We start from the raw sequence: 17,540 nt of genomic DNA, 5'->3' as shown, positions 1-17,540 counted from the left end.
AGTATATAGATTCAATATATTATATTTTTATTTGGGTTTAACTCCAACATTATATTTATCCTTAAAAAATTTATTTAACTTTTCAAGAGCTGTTGTCAAAATAGACTCTTCTTCCTCGCTTAATCCTTCTATACATTGCTTAACCATATCTGAATGAAATTTCCTGTGTATTCTATAAGCTAGCCTCCCTTTTTTAGTAAGGCTTATATACACAATTCGTCTGTCTGCTTCGCTTCTATTTCTAACTACATATTCTTTACTTACTAAATGATTTATAGCTGTAGTTAGAGTTCCCAAAGTTATATCAAGTTCAGATGCTATTTCAGTCATTTTCCTAGGCTTATACATTCCTATAGCTTCTATAGTATGTATCTCAGAAATTGATAAATCCTTAAAAGATGCATATTGAAGCGACTTTTGTTCTATCTGTAATATGTCATAAAAAATATCAACTAACAATTCATTTATAATATTTATAGCTTTATCCACCAAATCACCTTTCTAAGTACACAATTTAAAAAACTTCAAGGTATATTATAATTAAACATTATACATCATACAGCATATCTGCTTCAGAAACCAATTCTTTGATTAGATCTTTTACTTTTACTATTTTATTTATTCTGTATGCATTGGCACCTACAAAAATAAGAGCTTCATTTACATTGCCTTTAACTGCATTTATTAAAGCTCTAGATATACAATATGGTGTAATTTTTGGATCGCATTTTTTTAGGCAATTATAACATTTTGTTGGAGCAATTCTCCCTTTTTTTGCTCTCTTTATAAATTCATTTTCTATTGCTCTTCCTGGTAATCCTACTGGACTTTTAATAAATTTTATATCCTGCTCTTTTGAATTTACATACATATTTTTATATTCTATACTTGCATCACATTCCTCTGTAGCTACAAAACGCGTTCCCATTTGGACACCAGATGCACCTAATTTTAAAAATTTTACAATATCAGATCCCGTATAAATTCCGCCTGCAGCTACTACTGGTATGTTTTTGTTATATTTATCCTCAAATATTTTTACTACATTTAAAACTTCTGGTACAATATCCTCAAGTTTTTCTGTACCAGATTCTAATTGTTCTGGATGAAATCCAAGATGTCCTCCTGCCATTGGTCCTTCTACTACAATCAAATCAGGTAACCTTGAATGTTTTTTTACCCAACTTCTTATAATAAGTGATGCAGCTTTTGCTGAAGATACAATAGGTGCTATTTTCATATTACTTCCCTCCACAAGCTTTGGCAACTTAAGTGGAAGTCCTGCTCCTGATATTATAATGTCAACACCCTCTTCAATGCAAGTCTTTACCATTTCATCATAGTCACTTACAGCAACCATTATATTAACACCAATTATTCCCTTTGGACTCAATTCTCTGGCCTTTTTTACTTCTTTTCTCAAAGCTCTAATATTCGCATCTTTTGTATTTGTTTCAAAATCAGGCTCTCTATATCCTATTTGCACTCCAGATATTACTCCTATTGCACCCTCATTTGCTACAGCTTGACAAAGTCTATATCCAGAAATTCCGACCCCCATACCCCCCTGTATAATGGGAACATCAGCCTTTAAATCTCCTATAATAAGTGGAGGTAATCCCATTTAATCGTCTCCTTTAATATAATTTTTGATTATCAAATAATTTGATAATCAAAGTATATATTAAAAGGATTTTACTGTCAAATAATTTAATATGTAAATAAAGTACCACAAAGTTTAATTGTTATAATTTTTATAGTTTGATATAATTAATTACTAAGGATGTACTTTTAAATAAAGTTAATAAAAGGCAGGTATTAGTTATATGAGCACTTTTGTATTTAATAACAAAGATTCAAATTATACTCCTGTTAATAATGTTTTCATAGATAAATTTATGCCAAAAGCCCGTGGAGAATTTGTAAAGGTATATCTTCTAGGGCTAAAATATTGCAATTCTGGAGAATTAGGTGTAAGCTCAGAAGTTATAGCAAGTACACTACATCTTTTAGAAACAGATGTTATAAATGCTTGGAATTATTGGGATGAGGAAAATGTAGTAAAGATGATTCCAGTAGATAACATGGGAAATTATAAAATAGAATTTCTAGATCTAACGGAACTTAAGGACAAAAAACCTGAAAATATCGATATAGTTGAAGAATTAAATAAAAGTTCTACAAAAGATATGCTTCAAGACATAGAAAAATTATTAGGTAGAACTCTCTCTTCCAAGGAAATTACTATGTATATAAGTTGGCTTAAGGAATTTAATTTTTCTCCAGAAATCGTGTTACTATTAATTCAATATTGTGTTTTAAAAGGGAAAACAGATAGTAGATATATTGAAAAAATTGCCATATCCTGGTTTGATGCTAAAATTAAAAATATAAATGATGCTCAGACTTTTATCAAAAAACATGAAGATAAGTGGATCAACATACGAAAAATATTAAAATACCTAGGTATTAAAGATGGAGAAGTTATGAAACCACAGGAAAAGCTTCTTACTAAATGGCTCAATACTTATAAATTTTCACTAGATTTGATTTTCAAAGCTTGTGACATATGTTTTCAAAGAATAAATAAGGCAGATTTTAAATATATCGATGGAATACTCTCTAGCTGGTATAAAGATAATATAAAAACACTTGAAGATGTGGAAAATAAGGACAAAAAGAAAATTAGATATATAAATCCTCAAGCTAAGAGTAAATCAAATTCCAAGACCAGTACTTTTAATAACTTCAAACAAAGAAATTATGATTTCAATGATTTGGAAAAGAAACTATTAGGATGGGATAATAATGATTAAGGGTTATCATAATGCCATTATGAAAATATATGAAGATATTCAAAATAAAGAAAAAGAATTACTTAATATGAGAAAAAAAGAAATAGAAAAAAAAATACCTGAAATTTTAGATATAGAAAGGGAAATTGGACTGTCTTCCATTAAGTTGTCTATTCAACTTTTAAAAAATACAAAGGATAAAGATAAATATATAAAACAAATACATGATAAAATAACTGACCTTAGAATAAAAAAATCTGAACTGCTTGTTGCAAATAATTATCCTATGGACTATCTAGAAATTCATTATGTATGTCCTAAATGCAAAGATACAGGATTCATAGGTACTAAAAAATGCAGTTGTTATAAGCAAAAATTAGTAAAATTATATTATAAAAATTCTAATTTAATGAATATATTGAAAAAAAATAATTTTGAAAATTATAATCCCGAGCTATTCTCTCCAAGAAGAGCTGATGGTGAACATATAAGTCCTAGAAAAAATATAGAAAATATTGCAACTAAATGTTGGAAATTTATTGAGGATTTTTCTACATCAAATGAAAACTTGCTTTTTTATGGAAGTTCTGGAACTGGAAAGAGTTTTATGTCAAACTGTATAGCAAAAGAGTTGCTTGATAAAGGTTATTTAGTAACATATAGAACTGCGGAAACCTTAATTCAAAATTTAAGGAGCTTAAGATTTACAAATAATGAAAATCTTAAATATTTGATCTTTGAATGTGATTTACTTATAATAGACGATCTTGGTTCTGAACAAATAACTGACTTTTCAAAAACAGAACTATTTAATTTATTAAACACAAGACTTCTAAAAGATAAAAAAATAATAATATCCACTAATTGCGATTTAGAAGAATTATTAAAAATATACTCTGAAAGAATTTCTTCAAGATTAATAGGCAATTTTACATTATTCAAATTTTTTGGAGAAGATATACGAGTAAAACAAAATATACAGAGTAAGAAATTATAACATATTTCTTACTCTGTTCTTAATATTAATTTTCTAGGTATCAACTCACATTTATAATTTAAAATTTCCACTAAAAAAACACCTTAAACAGATTATATTCCGTTAAGGTGTTTTGGTGCTGGCAGTAGGCATCGAACCCACGACCTACTGATTACAAGTCAGTTGCTCTACCAGCTGAGCTATGCCAGCAAATGGCGACTTAGATGGGGATCGAACCCACGACCTCCGGCGTGACAGGCCGGCACTCTAACCAGCTGAGCTACTAAGCCATTGTATGGTGGGCACAACAGGGCTCGAACCTGTGACCCCCTGCTTGTAAGGCAGATGCTCTCCCAGCTGAGCTATGCGCCCACACAATTGGTGACCCCTAGCAGACTTGAACTGCTGTTACCACCGTGAAAGGGTGGTGTCTTAACCACTTGACCAAGGGGCCATACTTTTTAATTTAATTTTTATTTATATAAATCTACAAAAGATAATATAAATGGCGACTTAGATGGGGATCGAACCCACGACCTCCGGCGTGACAGGCCGGCACTCTAACCAGCTGAGCTACTAAGCCACTGTATGGTGGGCACAACAGGGCTCGAACCTGTGACCCCCTGCTTGTAAGGCAGATGCTCTCCCAGCTGAGCTATGCGCCCATACAATTGGTGACCCCTAGCAGACTTGAACTGCTGTTACCACCGTGAAAGGGTGGTGTCTTAACCACTTGACCAAGGGGCCATTTTTTTAATTTAATTTTTATTTACTTCTCATATTAACTATTGGGTTCTTTTCGTAAACCCGACATAGACTATAATACAAAATATTTATCAAAGTGTCAACACTTTTTTTTATTTTCTCTTAACTTTTAATATATTTTCATTAATTTCGTTGTTTATATCCATAACTAAATTGTATAATTTGTAATTTTTTAAAATATAATGACTTAGTAACCAATATAATCCATTATCAAAAGAGCTGTATCTTCAATGGCCCTTTTAGTTACATCTATAACTTTACAATTTAATCTCTTTATAAGTCTATCTGCAAAATCAATTTCTTGAAGTACTCTTTCTTCATCAGCATATTTTATATTCGAAAAATGTGTACGATAGCTATCTAATCTTCTTTTTCTTATTTCTATAAGTTGAATTGGATCTATAGTAAGTGCAACTATTTTTCTTCTACTTATCTCAAATAATTCCTTTGGTACTGGAACCTCAGGCATAAGAGGAATATTTAAAGCCTTTATTCCCTTGTTTGCAAGATACATGCAAATTGGAGTTTTTGATGTTCTTGAAAGTCCTATTAATATAACATCTGCATACTTTATACCAGAATTATTTTTACTATCATCATATTGAACTGCAAACTCCATAGCTTTTATCTTCTTATAATATTTGCTATCCATCATCCAAACAGCACCTGGTCTATATTGAGGTATAGTGTTTAGTATATCTGCTGCCATGCTTATACATGGCCCTAATACATTATTTATAGGTATACCACACTCACCACATCTTCTTGTAAGGAATTCTCTAACATCAACTAGTACTATAGTAGATATTACAAGTATATTTTCCCTACTTTCTAATTTATCTATAAATTCATTTACATCTTCATAACTTTTAACATAGGGTACTTTTTGAATTTTAACAGTTTCAGAAAATTGATATGCCGTTGCCCTTGCAACCTGTTCTGCTGTTTCTCCTATAGAATCGGATACAGCATATATTTTCAACATATTTTCACCTTCTCTATAAATATACCTTAATTATATAAACGACATATACATAATAACATATATTTATTATATTTTGTAAATTATATTCTAAACTTTACTTGTAAAACATATTCCCCTACAATATAATAAAAACTAAGTTTTATCTCATACTAAGGAAGTGTTCAACTTGTTTCATGAAATAATAATAATTGGTGCTGGTGCTTCAGGCATGATAGCTGCACTTACAGCAAAGGATTCAGGAAAAGACGTTGCTCTAATAGATGGTTCAAATAGAATATGCAAAAAAATACTAATTACCGGAAATGGCAGATGTAATATAACGAACACAGATCAAAATTTATCCAGATATCATAGCAACAATAGTTACTTTTTCAAAGATATACTTTCCAACTTCACATATAAAAATACCTTTGATTTTTTTGCATCAATAGGGCTGCCTCTGACTACACAGGAAAATGGAAAAGCATATCCAATGTCTTTTCAAGCCTCATCTGTTGTAGATATATTAAAAATAGCAGCAGAAGAAAGAAATATTCCCATTTACTTAAATTCAAAAGTAAAATCTATAATTAGAAAAAATAATAATTTTAAAATAATATGCAATAATCAGACATTTAAATGTAATAAAGTAATATTATGTACAGGTGGTAAATCTGCAGCCAATACCGGATCAGATGGCTCAGGATTCTTAATTGCACAAAAACTTGGTCATAATATAATAACTCCTGTACCATCTTTAGTTCAGTTAAAACTAAAATACAATCATTTAAAAGCATTATCAGGTGTAAAATTCAATGGTGAATGTGAATTAATAGTAGATGGCAAATCAATGAGAAAAGAATATGGTGAAATATTATTTACAGACTATGGTATATCAGGTCCACCTATTCTTCAAGTAAGTGGCATTGCATCAAGAAATCTATTATATAATCGTGATGTAAAATTAAAAGTAGATATGTTCCCTAATTTTTCGAAAAAACAACTTATAGACTTCCTTGAAAATCATTTTGGGCTATTAGGATATAGAAGCACTTATAGCTCATTTATAGGTATAATAAACAAAAAAATAATCCCTATTATATTAAAAGAAGCTAATTTAAGCAGTATACATAAACCTACATCTGATCTTACTTGGAATGAAAAGAAAAACATATATGATATTTTGAAATCTTGGACATTTACTGTTTATGACACTAACTCTTTTAGAAATTCTCAAGTAACATCAGGTGGAGTAGATACTCAAGAGATAAATCCTTTAACCCTTGAGTCAAAAATAATACCTAATTTATATTTTGCAGGTGAAGTTGTTGATGTTGATGGAGATTGTGGTGGTTTCAATCTTCAATGGTGTTGGAGTTCCGGTTTTATAGCTGGAAAAAGTGCTGCTAAATCAAATTAAAAACATTTTTACTTTTGCCAAATAGTTCTTATGATACATAATTTTTTGCCATCATCATCTGATATTAAATGATGTGCTATATAATTATTGCCTCTTTTTACAACTTCAGTTGATGATTTTATTTTTTTTCCATAAGTAGTTTCCTTTTTGTAAGTAACATTTAAACTCTTTATTGAATAATTAAGCACAATTTCAAGTGGAACAGTTTCTATTGCCCAATCTAAGTACTTTACATTATTTACATGCATATTTGTATCTATATCGCTATATCTTACATTAAAATACTTCTCATAAGTAAACTTTTCAGGTAAATGCACATTATCTATATCAAGTGGTTTATTATCAATTTCTTTATTTAATCTATAAATAGAATACATATCATCACTTATCTTTTTCACTCTTCTCTTATCAGTATCCATAAGTAGCCATATAGATTTCGCCCTGCATATTATATTATCATCTGCATCAACAACTTCAAAGGTCCTATATCCATAAAATTTCCTAAAGGAATAGGCACTAGTTCTAACTCTTATGTTTTCACGAAAAGAAGGATATCTATCTATATTTATATCCCATTTGTATAAAACCCATGCTATTTTATTTTTTTCCATATAATTAAGTCCATTCCCTACATCTTGGGATTGTTTTGTTGCAGTGTCTTCAAAATAATTAATTAAACTAGTTACAAGTAATTTTTTTCTAAAATCTATTTCATAATAGTTAACTTCATATTCTTTCTCCGTAGTTAACTTATCCAAAATATCCCCTCCTAATTATGGTAATACTATAATATTATCATCAAATTACTATGTCTACAAATAAAAAAAGACTTGTGGTACTATCTTTCTACCAAAAGCCTTTTTATATTAATTATATTCTATATTTCAGAAACCCTTATAGTTTGATCTCTCCCAGGTCCTACTGATACTATAGATACCTTAGTTTCTGTAAAATCTTCTATTGCCTTTATATACTTCTTAGCGTTCTCAGGAAGAGAGTCATAATCTCTTGCATCCTTTACGCTATCATCCCATCCATCAAATTCTTTGTATACAGGTTCACATTCTGCTAAATCTTCAAGACTTGCAGGAACATAATCAATAATTTCACCATTAAATTTATATCCAACACATGCCTTTATCTTATCAAGTCCTGCCAATGTATCGATTTTTGTAATAGCAAAACTAGTAAGTCCAGATAATCTACTACTTGTTTTAAGTATAACTAAATCAAGCCATCCACATCTTCTTGCTCTTCCTGTAGTTACTCCATATTCATGTCCCTGTTCTCTTATCCAATTTCCAGTATCATCATTTAATTCTGTTGGGAAAGGTCCTTTTCCAACTCTTGTAGTATATGCCTTAGCTATACCAACGGCACTATCTATCAATGAAGGTCCTACTCCAGCACCAATGCAAACCCCACCTGCAATTGTACTTGAAGAAGTTACATATGGATATGTACCATAGTCTATATCTAAAAGTGTACCTTGTGCACCTTCAAACAATACTTTTTTTCCAGCTTTTATATTCTTATTAACTTCTACTGATATATCTTTTACAAATGGTCTAATCTTATCTGAATAAATCATATATTCTTCATATACAGAATTAAAGTCAAGTTCTTCTCCTCCATATACCTTTGATATTATAGCATTTTTTATTTCCATATTTTTCTTTAAGTTTTGAGCAAATATATCTTTATGCAATAAGTCGCAAACACGAATTCCGCTTCTCTCCATCTTATCAGTATAGCATGGCCCTATTCCTTTCCCAGTTGTTCCTATATCTTTTTTACCTCTTGATTTTTCCTTAACATTATCAAGAACCTTGTGATATGGCATAATTAGTTGTGCTCTATCACTTATAATAAGATTGTCACTTGTAACTTCAACTCCGTTTTCTTTAAGATATTCTATTTCTTCAAAAAGAGCCTTAGGATCTAAAACTACACCATTTCCTATCACATTTAATTTGTCTTTATATAGTATTCCTGAAGGTATAAGATGTAGCTTATACTGCTTACCATCTACCTCAACTGTATGACCAGCGTTATTTCCTCCTTGAAATCTAACAACAACATCTGCTTCTTTGGCAAGATAATCTGTCATCTTACCCTTTCCTTCATCTCCCCATTGAGCTCCTAAAACAATAAACGATGACATAAAATTTTTTCCTCCTCATTTTTATATATCATGATTAAAACAGTACTATAAAACTACTCTTTTTTGGATATATCTCTTGCTACAACTACACCGGTCGTGGACGCCTGCATAAGTCCTCTTGTGATGCCAGCTCCATCACCTATGGTATAGAGGTTTTCTATACTTGTTTCAAATCTATTATTTGTTTCGAATTTGCTTGAGTAAAATTTTACTTCTACTCCATATAAAAGTGTATTCTTACTATATAGTCCTGGTGCAATCTTATCAAAAGCCTTTAATGCCTCAACTATAGATGTAAGATGTCGCTGTGGCAATACAAAACTTAAATCTCCTGGAACTGCAGACTTTAATGTAGGAATTGTAGTGGATTTTTTCAGCCTTGAATAATCAGTTCTTCTTCCATTTAAAAGATCTCCTAACCTCTGAACCATTATACCTCCACCAGTTAACATATTTCCAAGCTCCGCAATATACTTACCATAAGCTATAGGTCTATCAAAAGGTTCTGTAAAAGATGTAGATACAAGCATAGCAAAATTAGTATTATCCGTTCTTAATTCCTTTTCAGAATAACTATGGCCATTTACAACAGCTATAGCTCCATCATCATAGTGTTCCTCTGAAACTACTCCACCAGGATTCATGCAAAAAGTTCTAACTTTATTATCAAAGGTATCTGAATAATATACTAATTTAGCCTCATACAAATCCTTAGTTAAGTGATCCATTATTGAATTAGGAACTTCAACTCTAACTCCAATATCCACAGCGTTGTTTACAGTCTTTAAGCCAAGATCTTTTGATTCTTTAGACCACCATTCTGCTCCTCCTCTTCCTGGAGCAACAACTACATACTTTCCTTTTATTTCTTTAATTTTTCCATTTTTATTTATTCTAACTCCTATTACTTTTCCATCTTTAACTAATACTTTTTCGGCCTCAGTAAGTTCGCTAAATTCTGTATTAGTATTATCAATCAAATAATGGTACATTCTTTTAAGAACATCATAAGCAAGCTCTGTTCCTAAATGTCTAACAGGGCATTCTACAAGTTTTATATTATGTTTACTTGATTCATATTTTATTTTATCTATTTTTTCGTTATTCAATCCATATACGGTTTTATTTGCACCAAAATTCAAATATATATCATCACAATATTTTATTAAATTCTTACACTCTTCTTCTGAAAAATACTCAAGTATCCTTCCACCAACCTCTGGGCTCAAAGAAAGCTTTCCATCTGAAAAAGCCCCTGCTCCTGACCAACCAAAAGTTATGGCACATGGATTACATTTTACACATTTTCCAGTTATTCTTTCAGGGCATTTTCTATTTTCTATACTTCTACCCTTATCTAATATAAGTATACTCAAATCTTTATTGAGTTTTGTAACTTCGAGAGCAGTAAATATTCCCGCAGGACCTGCACCAATTATTATAACATCATACTTATTCTTCAAAACGTATCCCTCCTACATTATGGTATCAGAAGTGCAGATTTCAGTCAATAAAAAATACGAATATTCTTTGATAATTTAGAATTAAAATTCGTACTAATACTATTAGTCTATTACTTATACTCCTGTGTGAATTATTATACTGCTATTTACTGTAAACAATATCATATTTATAAAATAATTTTAAAGACTATTATACTATTTATAATATACTTTATATAACTTTAAAAGCACATATAAATCTAAATTATATGTTATGGTGGTTGCATTTAAATTTATTGTGTCCTGCAACCAAAGACACCAGTTTGGTAATTACCATTACTTTTATTTTGTTTATATAAAACTCATTATTTTCAATTTCGCTAAGGTTCTTTCCTTAGGACACTTATAATTATATATGGTTTTTGTTACTACTTAATGTCATGTAAGTTAACTATTTGTAACAAATTATCACTATTAATCATAATAATACATACATCAACAATTTACATTAATAAATTAGTTATTTATAAGAAAATCCAATATATTCCAACCACTTGAAGATTCTGATCTGTATAACTCTGTATACCCACACCTTTTACAGGTAATAGTAATAAATTTTTTATTTTGTATATCAAATATTTTAGCAAAATTTCCTCCAGTTGCTTGAAATTGGTCTGATTCATATTCGTTATTACCACACTTTGGACAGATGTACTGTTTCTTTTCCATATTTAACCTCCTAACAATCATGTATAACCTAAAATTGATTATATCATATTTTTGGTTAAAATTTTCAAGCTTACTATAAGTATTATCTCTATTATAGGTAATAAAAAAACCATTGATATTTTCTTGTCAATGGCTCTTTTATTACTCATAATAATTTATTATTTCTCGAATTAGTTGCTCTTTGTCAGTAAGTTCTTGAATATTTCCATAAAATATTTTTTTTCCATAAATTTTATTAAGACAATATAGAAATTTTATAAAATCACAATTTCCAGCTCTCTCCCCTATTCCACTAATAGTACAATTTACAAACTTGGCTCCAGCCTCCACAGAACTCATAGAATTTGCAATAGCCATTCCAAAATCATTGTGTGCGTGAATTTCCACTTCAATTGGTACTTCCTGCTTTATTTTCTTTATACTATAAAATATTCTTCTCGGGTAGAGAATACCAACAGTATCAGCATATCTTACTCTCTTAACTCCCATGGAAGATACATCCCTACAAAGTTCAATCAGAAAATTTATATCAGCCCTACTGGCATCTTCAAGACCAATAGTTACCTCATATCCCTTATTCATTGTATATTCAATACATCTCTTCATGTTATTTACAACCCATTCCCTCTTGCTTCTAAGTTTATATTTTATCTGTATATCAGATGATGGAACGGATATATGAATTATATCTACACCACAATCTATTGAATTATCTATATCTTTTATATTCATTCTGTTCCATGCAGATATCTTACTTTTAAGTCCCAAACCCACAATCTTTTCAATCCCCTTTTTTTCATCTCCACCCATAGCCGGAATCCCCGCTTCTATCTGACTTATTCCCATATCATCTATAATTTTTGCAATTTTCACCTTTTCTTCTATTCCAAAAGCTATACAGGCTTTTTGCTCTCCATCTCTCAAAGTAGTATCAACAATATTCACATCCATCCTTATTACCTCATTTCAAGCAAGTATTTTTAAATTTATTGAAAATTTCAACCAATTCATTATCATAAATATTCCTCTTAAGTTTTATGCTTAATCCAGTCACTTTTTTCAAAAATTCATTGATATCAATATCTGAATAATCTATGTTCAACTGATTTAATCTAATCATAATAGCTTTCTTTCCCGAATGTTTTCCTATATACATAGTTCTTTTTTTACCAATATCATAAGGATTATATGGCTCATAAGTATGCGGATTTTTATTTATTCCATCTACATGTATTCCAGACTCATATTTAAATATATCTTCACCTATTACAGCTTTCATGGAATATATCTTATCATTTACAAGACTTGAATATACTTTTGCAGTTTCTCCTATAAGCTTAAAATTTCCAAATACTGTGGCCTTTTTCATAACATGAAGACCAAGAAGTACCTCTTCAAGAGAAGCTCTTCCAAAATTCTGTCCATTAAACACAGCAGTTATTGAATCAGCACCATCTATACAAGCTTCAATACCCACTGCAGTTGCCATATAAAATTTATTACTTGGATAAAAATCTACCTTTACATTAAACTTTTTCTTTATATCACATATCAGCCTCTTCCACACACATAAATTATATTTAACTACATTTTTTATCCTTATAATTTTTATATTCATTTTTTGAAATTTTATTAAATTTTTCTCGATAAATAGTTTATCTAAAATTCTTATATCAATTTCAAGTATTATATTTTTATCTCTTAATGAATCAATAAGTTCTTTGTCTTCAGTATTGTCATAGTTTAAAACAATGTATTCAAATTTCATAGAATATTTATTTATAGATTTTATATCTAAAGTATTACGGACTATATATATGTATTTCAAATCTTCAGGAAATTTTTTTATACTATCAATAACACTTTTATCAATTTCTATGAAATCAACTCCAATATTTTTCAATAGAATTAAAAATTTTTCAGACATCTTTGGATTAATTTCTTTATTACTTTTTAAAATTTGTTCCAAAGTTCTATCTATGATAATCTTTTCTTCATTTTTAAGCATAATGGACATATATATCACCTCTTTGGAGATAGAAGATAGGGATAGACTATCTAGAACTAATCCCTTCCTCCAGTATGTTGTCTTGTGAAAGTTTTTTTACTGCACATAATATTCCTTTATTTATTGAATCGTACATCTCAATGAGTTTTATCCCTGCGGATTCCAGTTTTTCTTTTGGCTCAAATCCTGCTCTTAATGTAAGAACTGCATTACAATCTTTTATAGTCCTTATTATTTTTGAAATTTTATCTTCATGATTATCACAATCTTCTATCCCTGTACAATATTTTTCTACATTTCTCTTTTCAATAAATTTTATAGTTCCAGCATCATATGAATATATATAAAATTCAGTTGCATGTCCAAAATGTTGATCTATATTCATCCCTGTTTTAGAAGATATTGCAAATTTATATCTTTCATCTACATCTGATGCTATTTTCTCCAAAGTCTTATTTTGCTTATTGCCACTTGTGCATCCACTGCTGCAGGTTGAACATCCTCTGAAATCTATAGAACAATCCTGTGAAAGGGTTCCTATTGCATCTGCCCTACACTGCCTGCAGTGATACATCTGCTTTATATCTAGCTCACAATCTTTTCTCATCTCATTAAGTTCAATATTTGAAACAAGTGGGAGATCCGCGAACCTACTTCCCTCAACCGGTATCATCTGCATTATGTTTGTCATGTATACTCCGCATTCCTTTACTTTCTTCACTACATCTTTTATATGCTTGTCATTTATACCTTTTAGCATAACTATATTTACCTTGCATGTTACACCTTTTGAACAAAGATACTTTATACCAGTCAGCTGATTATTCATAAGTATCTGTGCACCTTCTTCACCTTCATACTTATGTCCTAGGTAATTTACCTCCCTATAGATTTTTGCTCCTATTTTTTTGTCAACTGAATTTATAGTAACAGTAACATGAGATACCCCAAGCTCTATAAGCTCATTTGCATAAAACGGAAGCATAAGCCCATTCGTTGATAAACAGAATGTAATATCCGGTGATTCAGCTCTTATAAGTTTAAATGATTCTCGTACCTTATCAAAATTGGCAAGAGCATCTCCAGGTCCTGCTATTCCAACAACAGTCAAATTCTTCATTTTGCTCTTTACAAGCTTAAACTTTTCAAGTGCCTGAGCAGGACTTAAAATTTCACTGGTAACTCCTGGTCTGCTCTCATTTGCACAATCATATTTTCTGTTGCAATAATTACAACTTATATTACATTTTGGTGCTACTGGTATGTGCATTCTAGCAAACTTATGAGCATTGTCTCCAAAGCATGGATGGGTATATGTCTTGTCTTCACTTTTTTTAGTATCATTGTTACATACTGTAACCTTCTTTTCCTTCTCCCTATTTTTCATCTCTTGAAAAGGTGCATAAAAATCATCATAAGCTTTTTTCCTATAAGTGTTTTGGGTGTGTTCCAATACCGCATTAGCAACACTATCTATTAAAAATGCAGAACCATTATATCCTGTAGTCACCATTCTCTGTCCGCCAACCCTATCATGAATAGGAAAACCAATTCTTATTATTTTTATTCCAAGTTTTTCTGCCATTCTTCTTGAATCAGAATTTCCTATAAACAGGTTTATATTAAGCCTTTTTACATAATTCTCCATTGTGCCAAAATCAGTATCATCAAGTATAATTGAATCCTCTTTCTGTGATTTCAGTTCCTGTTTCAACATTTCCTTAACTTTTGTATTTTTAGACCCCATACCAACCATTTTTATAAGTATCCCATTTTCAACACAAAGTCTTGATACTGCATACACCATTTCAGGTTCACCATATAAAAGTATTCTAGCTTGCCCTGTATACTTATGGTTGTCTATCATAGCGTCCAAATATCTTCCTCTTTGCACTATATATTCTTCAGGTATAGAAAAACCTGTTAATTTAGATATCAGTTTTAAAAATTCATTAGTATTCCTAAGTCCTATAGGTATTGGACACTTGTAAAGTGGAACGCCAAATTTATCTCTTAAATACGTTCCAGGAGAATTTTCATCAGATATAGTACATCCCATTTCAATAGTTGCTATAGCTCCTGGCATAGTTTTTATATCCTCTATTTTTGTACCACCTTTTGGAATTCTCCTGTACTTTTCATTGTGTGGAGAATCAAGAGTATTAGATACATCTGGCAAAATTGTATATCCAATTTTAAAGTCATCCAACATCCTCTTTACATTTCTAACATCTCCTGGATTCAAATTTGCACATATTATATTTAATTTTCCTGTTTTTTCAGATTTTTCGCAAATTTGTTCAACTATATTTCTTAAAACTACATAATATCCCTCTGCTTGAGTAGCTCCATAACCAGGAGTAGGAGCAGTAATTATTTTTATATTTTTTATTTTCTCATTATCTTTTTCCTCTTCAAAGAATTCGCTAACAATTCTTTTAGTATCTTCTCCTATTGTCTCTGCAAGACATGTAGTAAGAACTCCTATTGTAGAAGGTTCATACATTTTTATCATATTATTTAGACCTTTTTTTAAATTTTTTGTTCCACCATATACAGTACCCTGTTCAGTTAGAGCAGATGATGCTATATCCACTGGCTCATTGTAATGAGTAGACATATGTCTTCTTATATAAGTACTGCAGCCTTGAGATCCATGCAAAATTACCATATTGTTCTCTATACCTTTAAATGCCATAACTCCACCCATTGGCATACACATTTTACATGGATTTACATCCACATTCACGAGTTTCTTCTTACTCATCTGAAATCATCTCCTCAAATTTATTTTAAACATAATCCCATACAGGGCTATTTACTGTAAGATCTATTTCCTTCGCAAAATTTACGGCTCCTTGGAATCCACCGAGTATGTGCTTTCTCTCGTGGTTATGATCACAAAATGCAACTCCCAATTTATAGGCAAGTGGTCTTTCTTTTACCCCTCCAACCAATATATCTGCACCTTTTTCCACCATGAATTTCTCAAGTTCATACGGATTGGCATCATCTAAAATTACTGTACCAGGATTTGTTATTTTCTCAATTATGTCATAATCTTCAGCTTTCCCCGTCTGGGTACCGACCATTACAGTTTCTATTCCAAGATCTCTAAACTGCTTTATTAGCGATATTGCCTTATATCCACCACCTACATATATAGCCGCTTTTTTACCTCTAAGCCTTCCTCTATAATACTCAAGCTCAGGTTTTATTTTTTCTTCTTCTTCTTTTATAAGAGCTTTTGCCTTTTTCACCATTTCTTCGTCACCTAAAATATGTGCAATCTGAATAAGTGAATTTTCAGTATCTTCAAGTCCTACAAAACTTGTTTTTATAAATGGTATTCCGTACATTTCCTCCATTTTTTTTGCAAGATATCCCATTGAACCTGCACACTGAACTATATTCAAACTTGCTTCTGGAGCTTTTATTATTTCATTGTATTTTCCATCTCCAGTAAGTTTTGACACAATATCTACACCTATTCTCTTCAAGTAATTTTGTACCACCCATACTTCTCCTGCCAGATTGAAATCTCCAAGATAATTTATGCCATGAGCCTTCTTAGGTACTTTTTTATCACCTATAAGTTTTATTAAGGCATCACATGCAGCTCTATAGCCTGTTGACTTATTTCCTGAAAAACCAGGGGACTTTACAGGAATAACTCTTATGGAATATTTTTTTTCTGCCATATTGCATACCGCATCTATATCATCTCCTATTACACCAACTATACATGTAGCATAAACGAAAATAACCTTTGTATTAAACTTTTTTACAATCTCATCTATAGCATTTATAAGTTTCTTTTCTCCTCCAAATATAATATCTGTTTCATTTAAATCTGTAGAAAAACTGTTCCTAAATAATTCAGAACCACTTGATAAACTTCCTCTTAAATCCCATGTGTATGCTGCACATCCTATTGGTCCGTGAATTAGATGAAAAGCATCAGTTATTGGATTCAAAACTACTCTGGCTCCACAATAGACACAGGCTCTCTGACTAACTGCACCTGAAACACTGTCTTGCTCGCATTTTAATTTCATTTTGCTATCTTTAGAGTTATAACAGACAAAATCTTTTCTATCCTCTATTATTTCAGACTTTTTTTCTTCTTCTTTTAATCTAGAAAGTCTAGCCCTTGCTCTTCTTCTTCTATCTTCTAAGTTATTACCTTTTATTTGAAAGTCATATAGATCCTCTTTTCTATTTTCCATAAAATTCGCCCCCAAAGGTTTTATTTAAAGTGAATTCAGGACTATACC

General features: G+C 30.7%; 14 protein-coding genes and 7 tRNA genes. 3 read left to right on the top strand and 18 right to left on the bottom strand.

Translation table 11 applies throughout. The features are described 5' to 3' along the window. Positions 1 to 27: 27 nt before the first annotated feature. Positions 28 to 489 carry a MarR family transcriptional regulator gene (locus H2684_RS10330; RefSeq protein ID WP_182089325.1) on the bottom strand — a complete coding sequence of 154 codons (462 nt, stop codon included), beginning with the start codon at positions 487 to 489 and terminating at the stop codon, positions 28 to 30. A gap of 58 nt (positions 490 to 547) precedes the next feature. Continuing rightward, positions 548 to 1,624, bottom strand: a complete 1,077-nt coding sequence (locus H2684_RS10325; RefSeq protein WP_182089324.1) for a nitronate monooxygenase family protein — start codon at positions 1,622 to 1,624, stop codon at positions 548 to 550. Between the two features lie 202 nt (positions 1,625 to 1,826). Here H2684_RS10325 and H2684_RS10320 point away from each other — a divergent pair, with 202 nt between their 5' ends. Together H2684_RS10320 and H2684_RS10315 are read left to right on the top strand one after the other, a co-directional pair. Then, positions 1,827 to 2,816, top strand: a complete 990-nt coding sequence (locus H2684_RS10320; protein WP_182089323.1) for a DnaD domain protein — start codon at positions 1,827 to 1,829, stop codon at positions 2,814 to 2,816. After that, positions 2,809 to 3,792: an ATP-binding protein gene (locus tag H2684_RS10315; RefSeq protein ID WP_182089322.1), complete on the top strand. Its 984-nt coding sequence runs from the start codon at positions 2,809 to 2,811 to the stop codon at positions 3,790 to 3,792. The genes H2684_RS10320 and H2684_RS10315 overlap by 8 nt, the downstream gene beginning before the upstream one ends. A 113-nt stretch (positions 3,793 to 3,905) precedes the next feature. Here H2684_RS10315 and H2684_RS10310 read toward each other — a convergent pair. The 8 genes from H2684_RS10310 to H2684_RS10275 form a co-directional block, all read right to left on the bottom strand. Beyond that, positions 3,906 to 3,981: transfer RNA gene (locus tag H2684_RS10310), tRNA-Thr, on the bottom strand. 3 nt (positions 3,982 to 3,984) lie between these two features. Continuing rightward, positions 3,985 to 4,061 (bottom strand) — tRNA-Asp (locus H2684_RS10305). Positions 4,062 to 4,067: 6 nt separating this feature from the next. Further along, positions 4,068 to 4,143, bottom strand: a tRNA-Val gene (locus H2684_RS10300). A gap of 7 nt (positions 4,144 to 4,150) precedes the next feature. After that, a tRNA-Glu gene (locus H2684_RS10295) sits at positions 4,151 to 4,225 on the bottom strand. A gap of 52 nt (positions 4,226 to 4,277) precedes the next feature. Then, a tRNA-Asp gene (locus tag H2684_RS10290) sits at positions 4,278 to 4,354 on the bottom strand. A gap of 6 nt (positions 4,355 to 4,360) precedes the next feature. Beyond that, positions 4,361 to 4,436: transfer RNA gene (locus H2684_RS10285), tRNA-Val, on the bottom strand. A 7-nt stretch (positions 4,437 to 4,443) separates the two neighbouring features. Then, positions 4,444 to 4,518, bottom strand: a tRNA-Glu gene (locus tag H2684_RS10280). Positions 4,519 to 4,723: 205 nt separating this feature from the next. Continuing rightward, positions 4,724 to 5,521, bottom strand: coding sequence for a pyruvate, water dikinase regulatory protein (locus H2684_RS10275; RefSeq protein ID WP_182089321.1), 798 nt, complete (start codon positions 5,519 to 5,521; stop codon positions 4,724 to 4,726). Between the two features lie 166 nt (positions 5,522 to 5,687). On the opposite strand from H2684_RS10275, the gene H2684_RS10270 reads away from it, so the two are divergent. Next, a complete protein-coding gene (locus H2684_RS10270) occupies positions 5,688 to 6,920 on the top strand; it encodes an NAD(P)/FAD-dependent oxidoreductase (protein WP_182089320.1) in 1,233 nt (410 codons plus the stop codon). Positions 6,921 to 6,928: 8 nt separating this feature from the next. Here H2684_RS10270 and H2684_RS10265 read toward each other — a convergent pair whose 3' ends face one another. The 8 genes from H2684_RS10265 to nifE form a co-directional block, all read right to left on the bottom strand. Further along, positions 6,929 to 7,678, bottom strand: coding sequence for an acyl-ACP thioesterase domain-containing protein (locus H2684_RS10265; RefSeq protein WP_182089319.1), 750 nt, complete (start codon positions 7,676 to 7,678; stop codon positions 6,929 to 6,931). A gap of 119 nt (positions 7,679 to 7,797) precedes the next feature. Next, a complete protein-coding gene (locus H2684_RS10260; RefSeq protein ID WP_182089318.1) occupies positions 7,798 to 9,084 on the bottom strand; it encodes an adenylosuccinate synthase in 1,287 nt (428 codons plus the stop codon). Positions 9,085 to 9,137: 53 nt separating this feature from the next. Beyond that, a complete protein-coding gene (locus tag H2684_RS10255) occupies positions 9,138 to 10,547 on the bottom strand; it encodes an FAD-dependent protein (RefSeq protein WP_182089317.1) in 1,410 nt (469 codons plus the stop codon). A gap of 495 nt (positions 10,548 to 11,042) precedes the next feature. Further along, the gene (locus H2684_RS10250; RefSeq protein WP_182089316.1) at positions 11,043 to 11,255 is read right to left on the bottom strand and encodes a zinc ribbon domain-containing protein; all 213 of its coding nucleotides are present in this window, start codon (positions 11,253 to 11,255) and stop codon (positions 11,043 to 11,045) included. A gap of 141 nt (positions 11,256 to 11,396) precedes the next feature. Then, positions 11,397 to 12,206: a homocitrate synthase gene (locus H2684_RS10245; protein WP_182089315.1), complete on the bottom strand. Its 810-nt coding sequence runs from the start codon at positions 12,204 to 12,206 to the stop codon at positions 11,397 to 11,399. Between the two features lie 10 nt (positions 12,207 to 12,216). Next, positions 12,217 to 13,272, bottom strand: coding sequence for a homocitrate synthase (locus H2684_RS10240; RefSeq protein WP_182089314.1), 1,056 nt, complete (start codon positions 13,270 to 13,272; stop codon positions 12,217 to 12,219). Positions 13,273 to 13,309: 37 nt separating this feature from the next. After that, a complete protein-coding gene (nifB, locus tag H2684_RS10235; protein ID WP_182089313.1) occupies positions 13,310 to 16,030 on the bottom strand; it encodes a nitrogenase cofactor biosynthesis protein NifB in 2,721 nt (906 codons plus the stop codon). A 25-nt stretch (positions 16,031 to 16,055) separates the two neighbouring features. Continuing rightward, positions 16,056 to 17,492: a nitrogenase iron-molybdenum cofactor biosynthesis protein NifE gene (nifE, locus tag H2684_RS10230; protein ID WP_182089312.1), complete on the bottom strand. Its 1,437-nt coding sequence runs from the start codon at positions 17,490 to 17,492 to the stop codon at positions 16,056 to 16,058. Positions 17,493 to 17,540: the final 48 nt, after the last annotated feature.

The organism is Clostridium sp. cel8, from assembly GCF_014050525.1.
Taxonomy (GTDB): Bacteria; Bacillota; Clostridia; order Clostridiales; family Clostridiaceae; genus Clostridium_B.
This window is presented reverse-complemented; position numbering and strand designations above follow the sequence as displayed.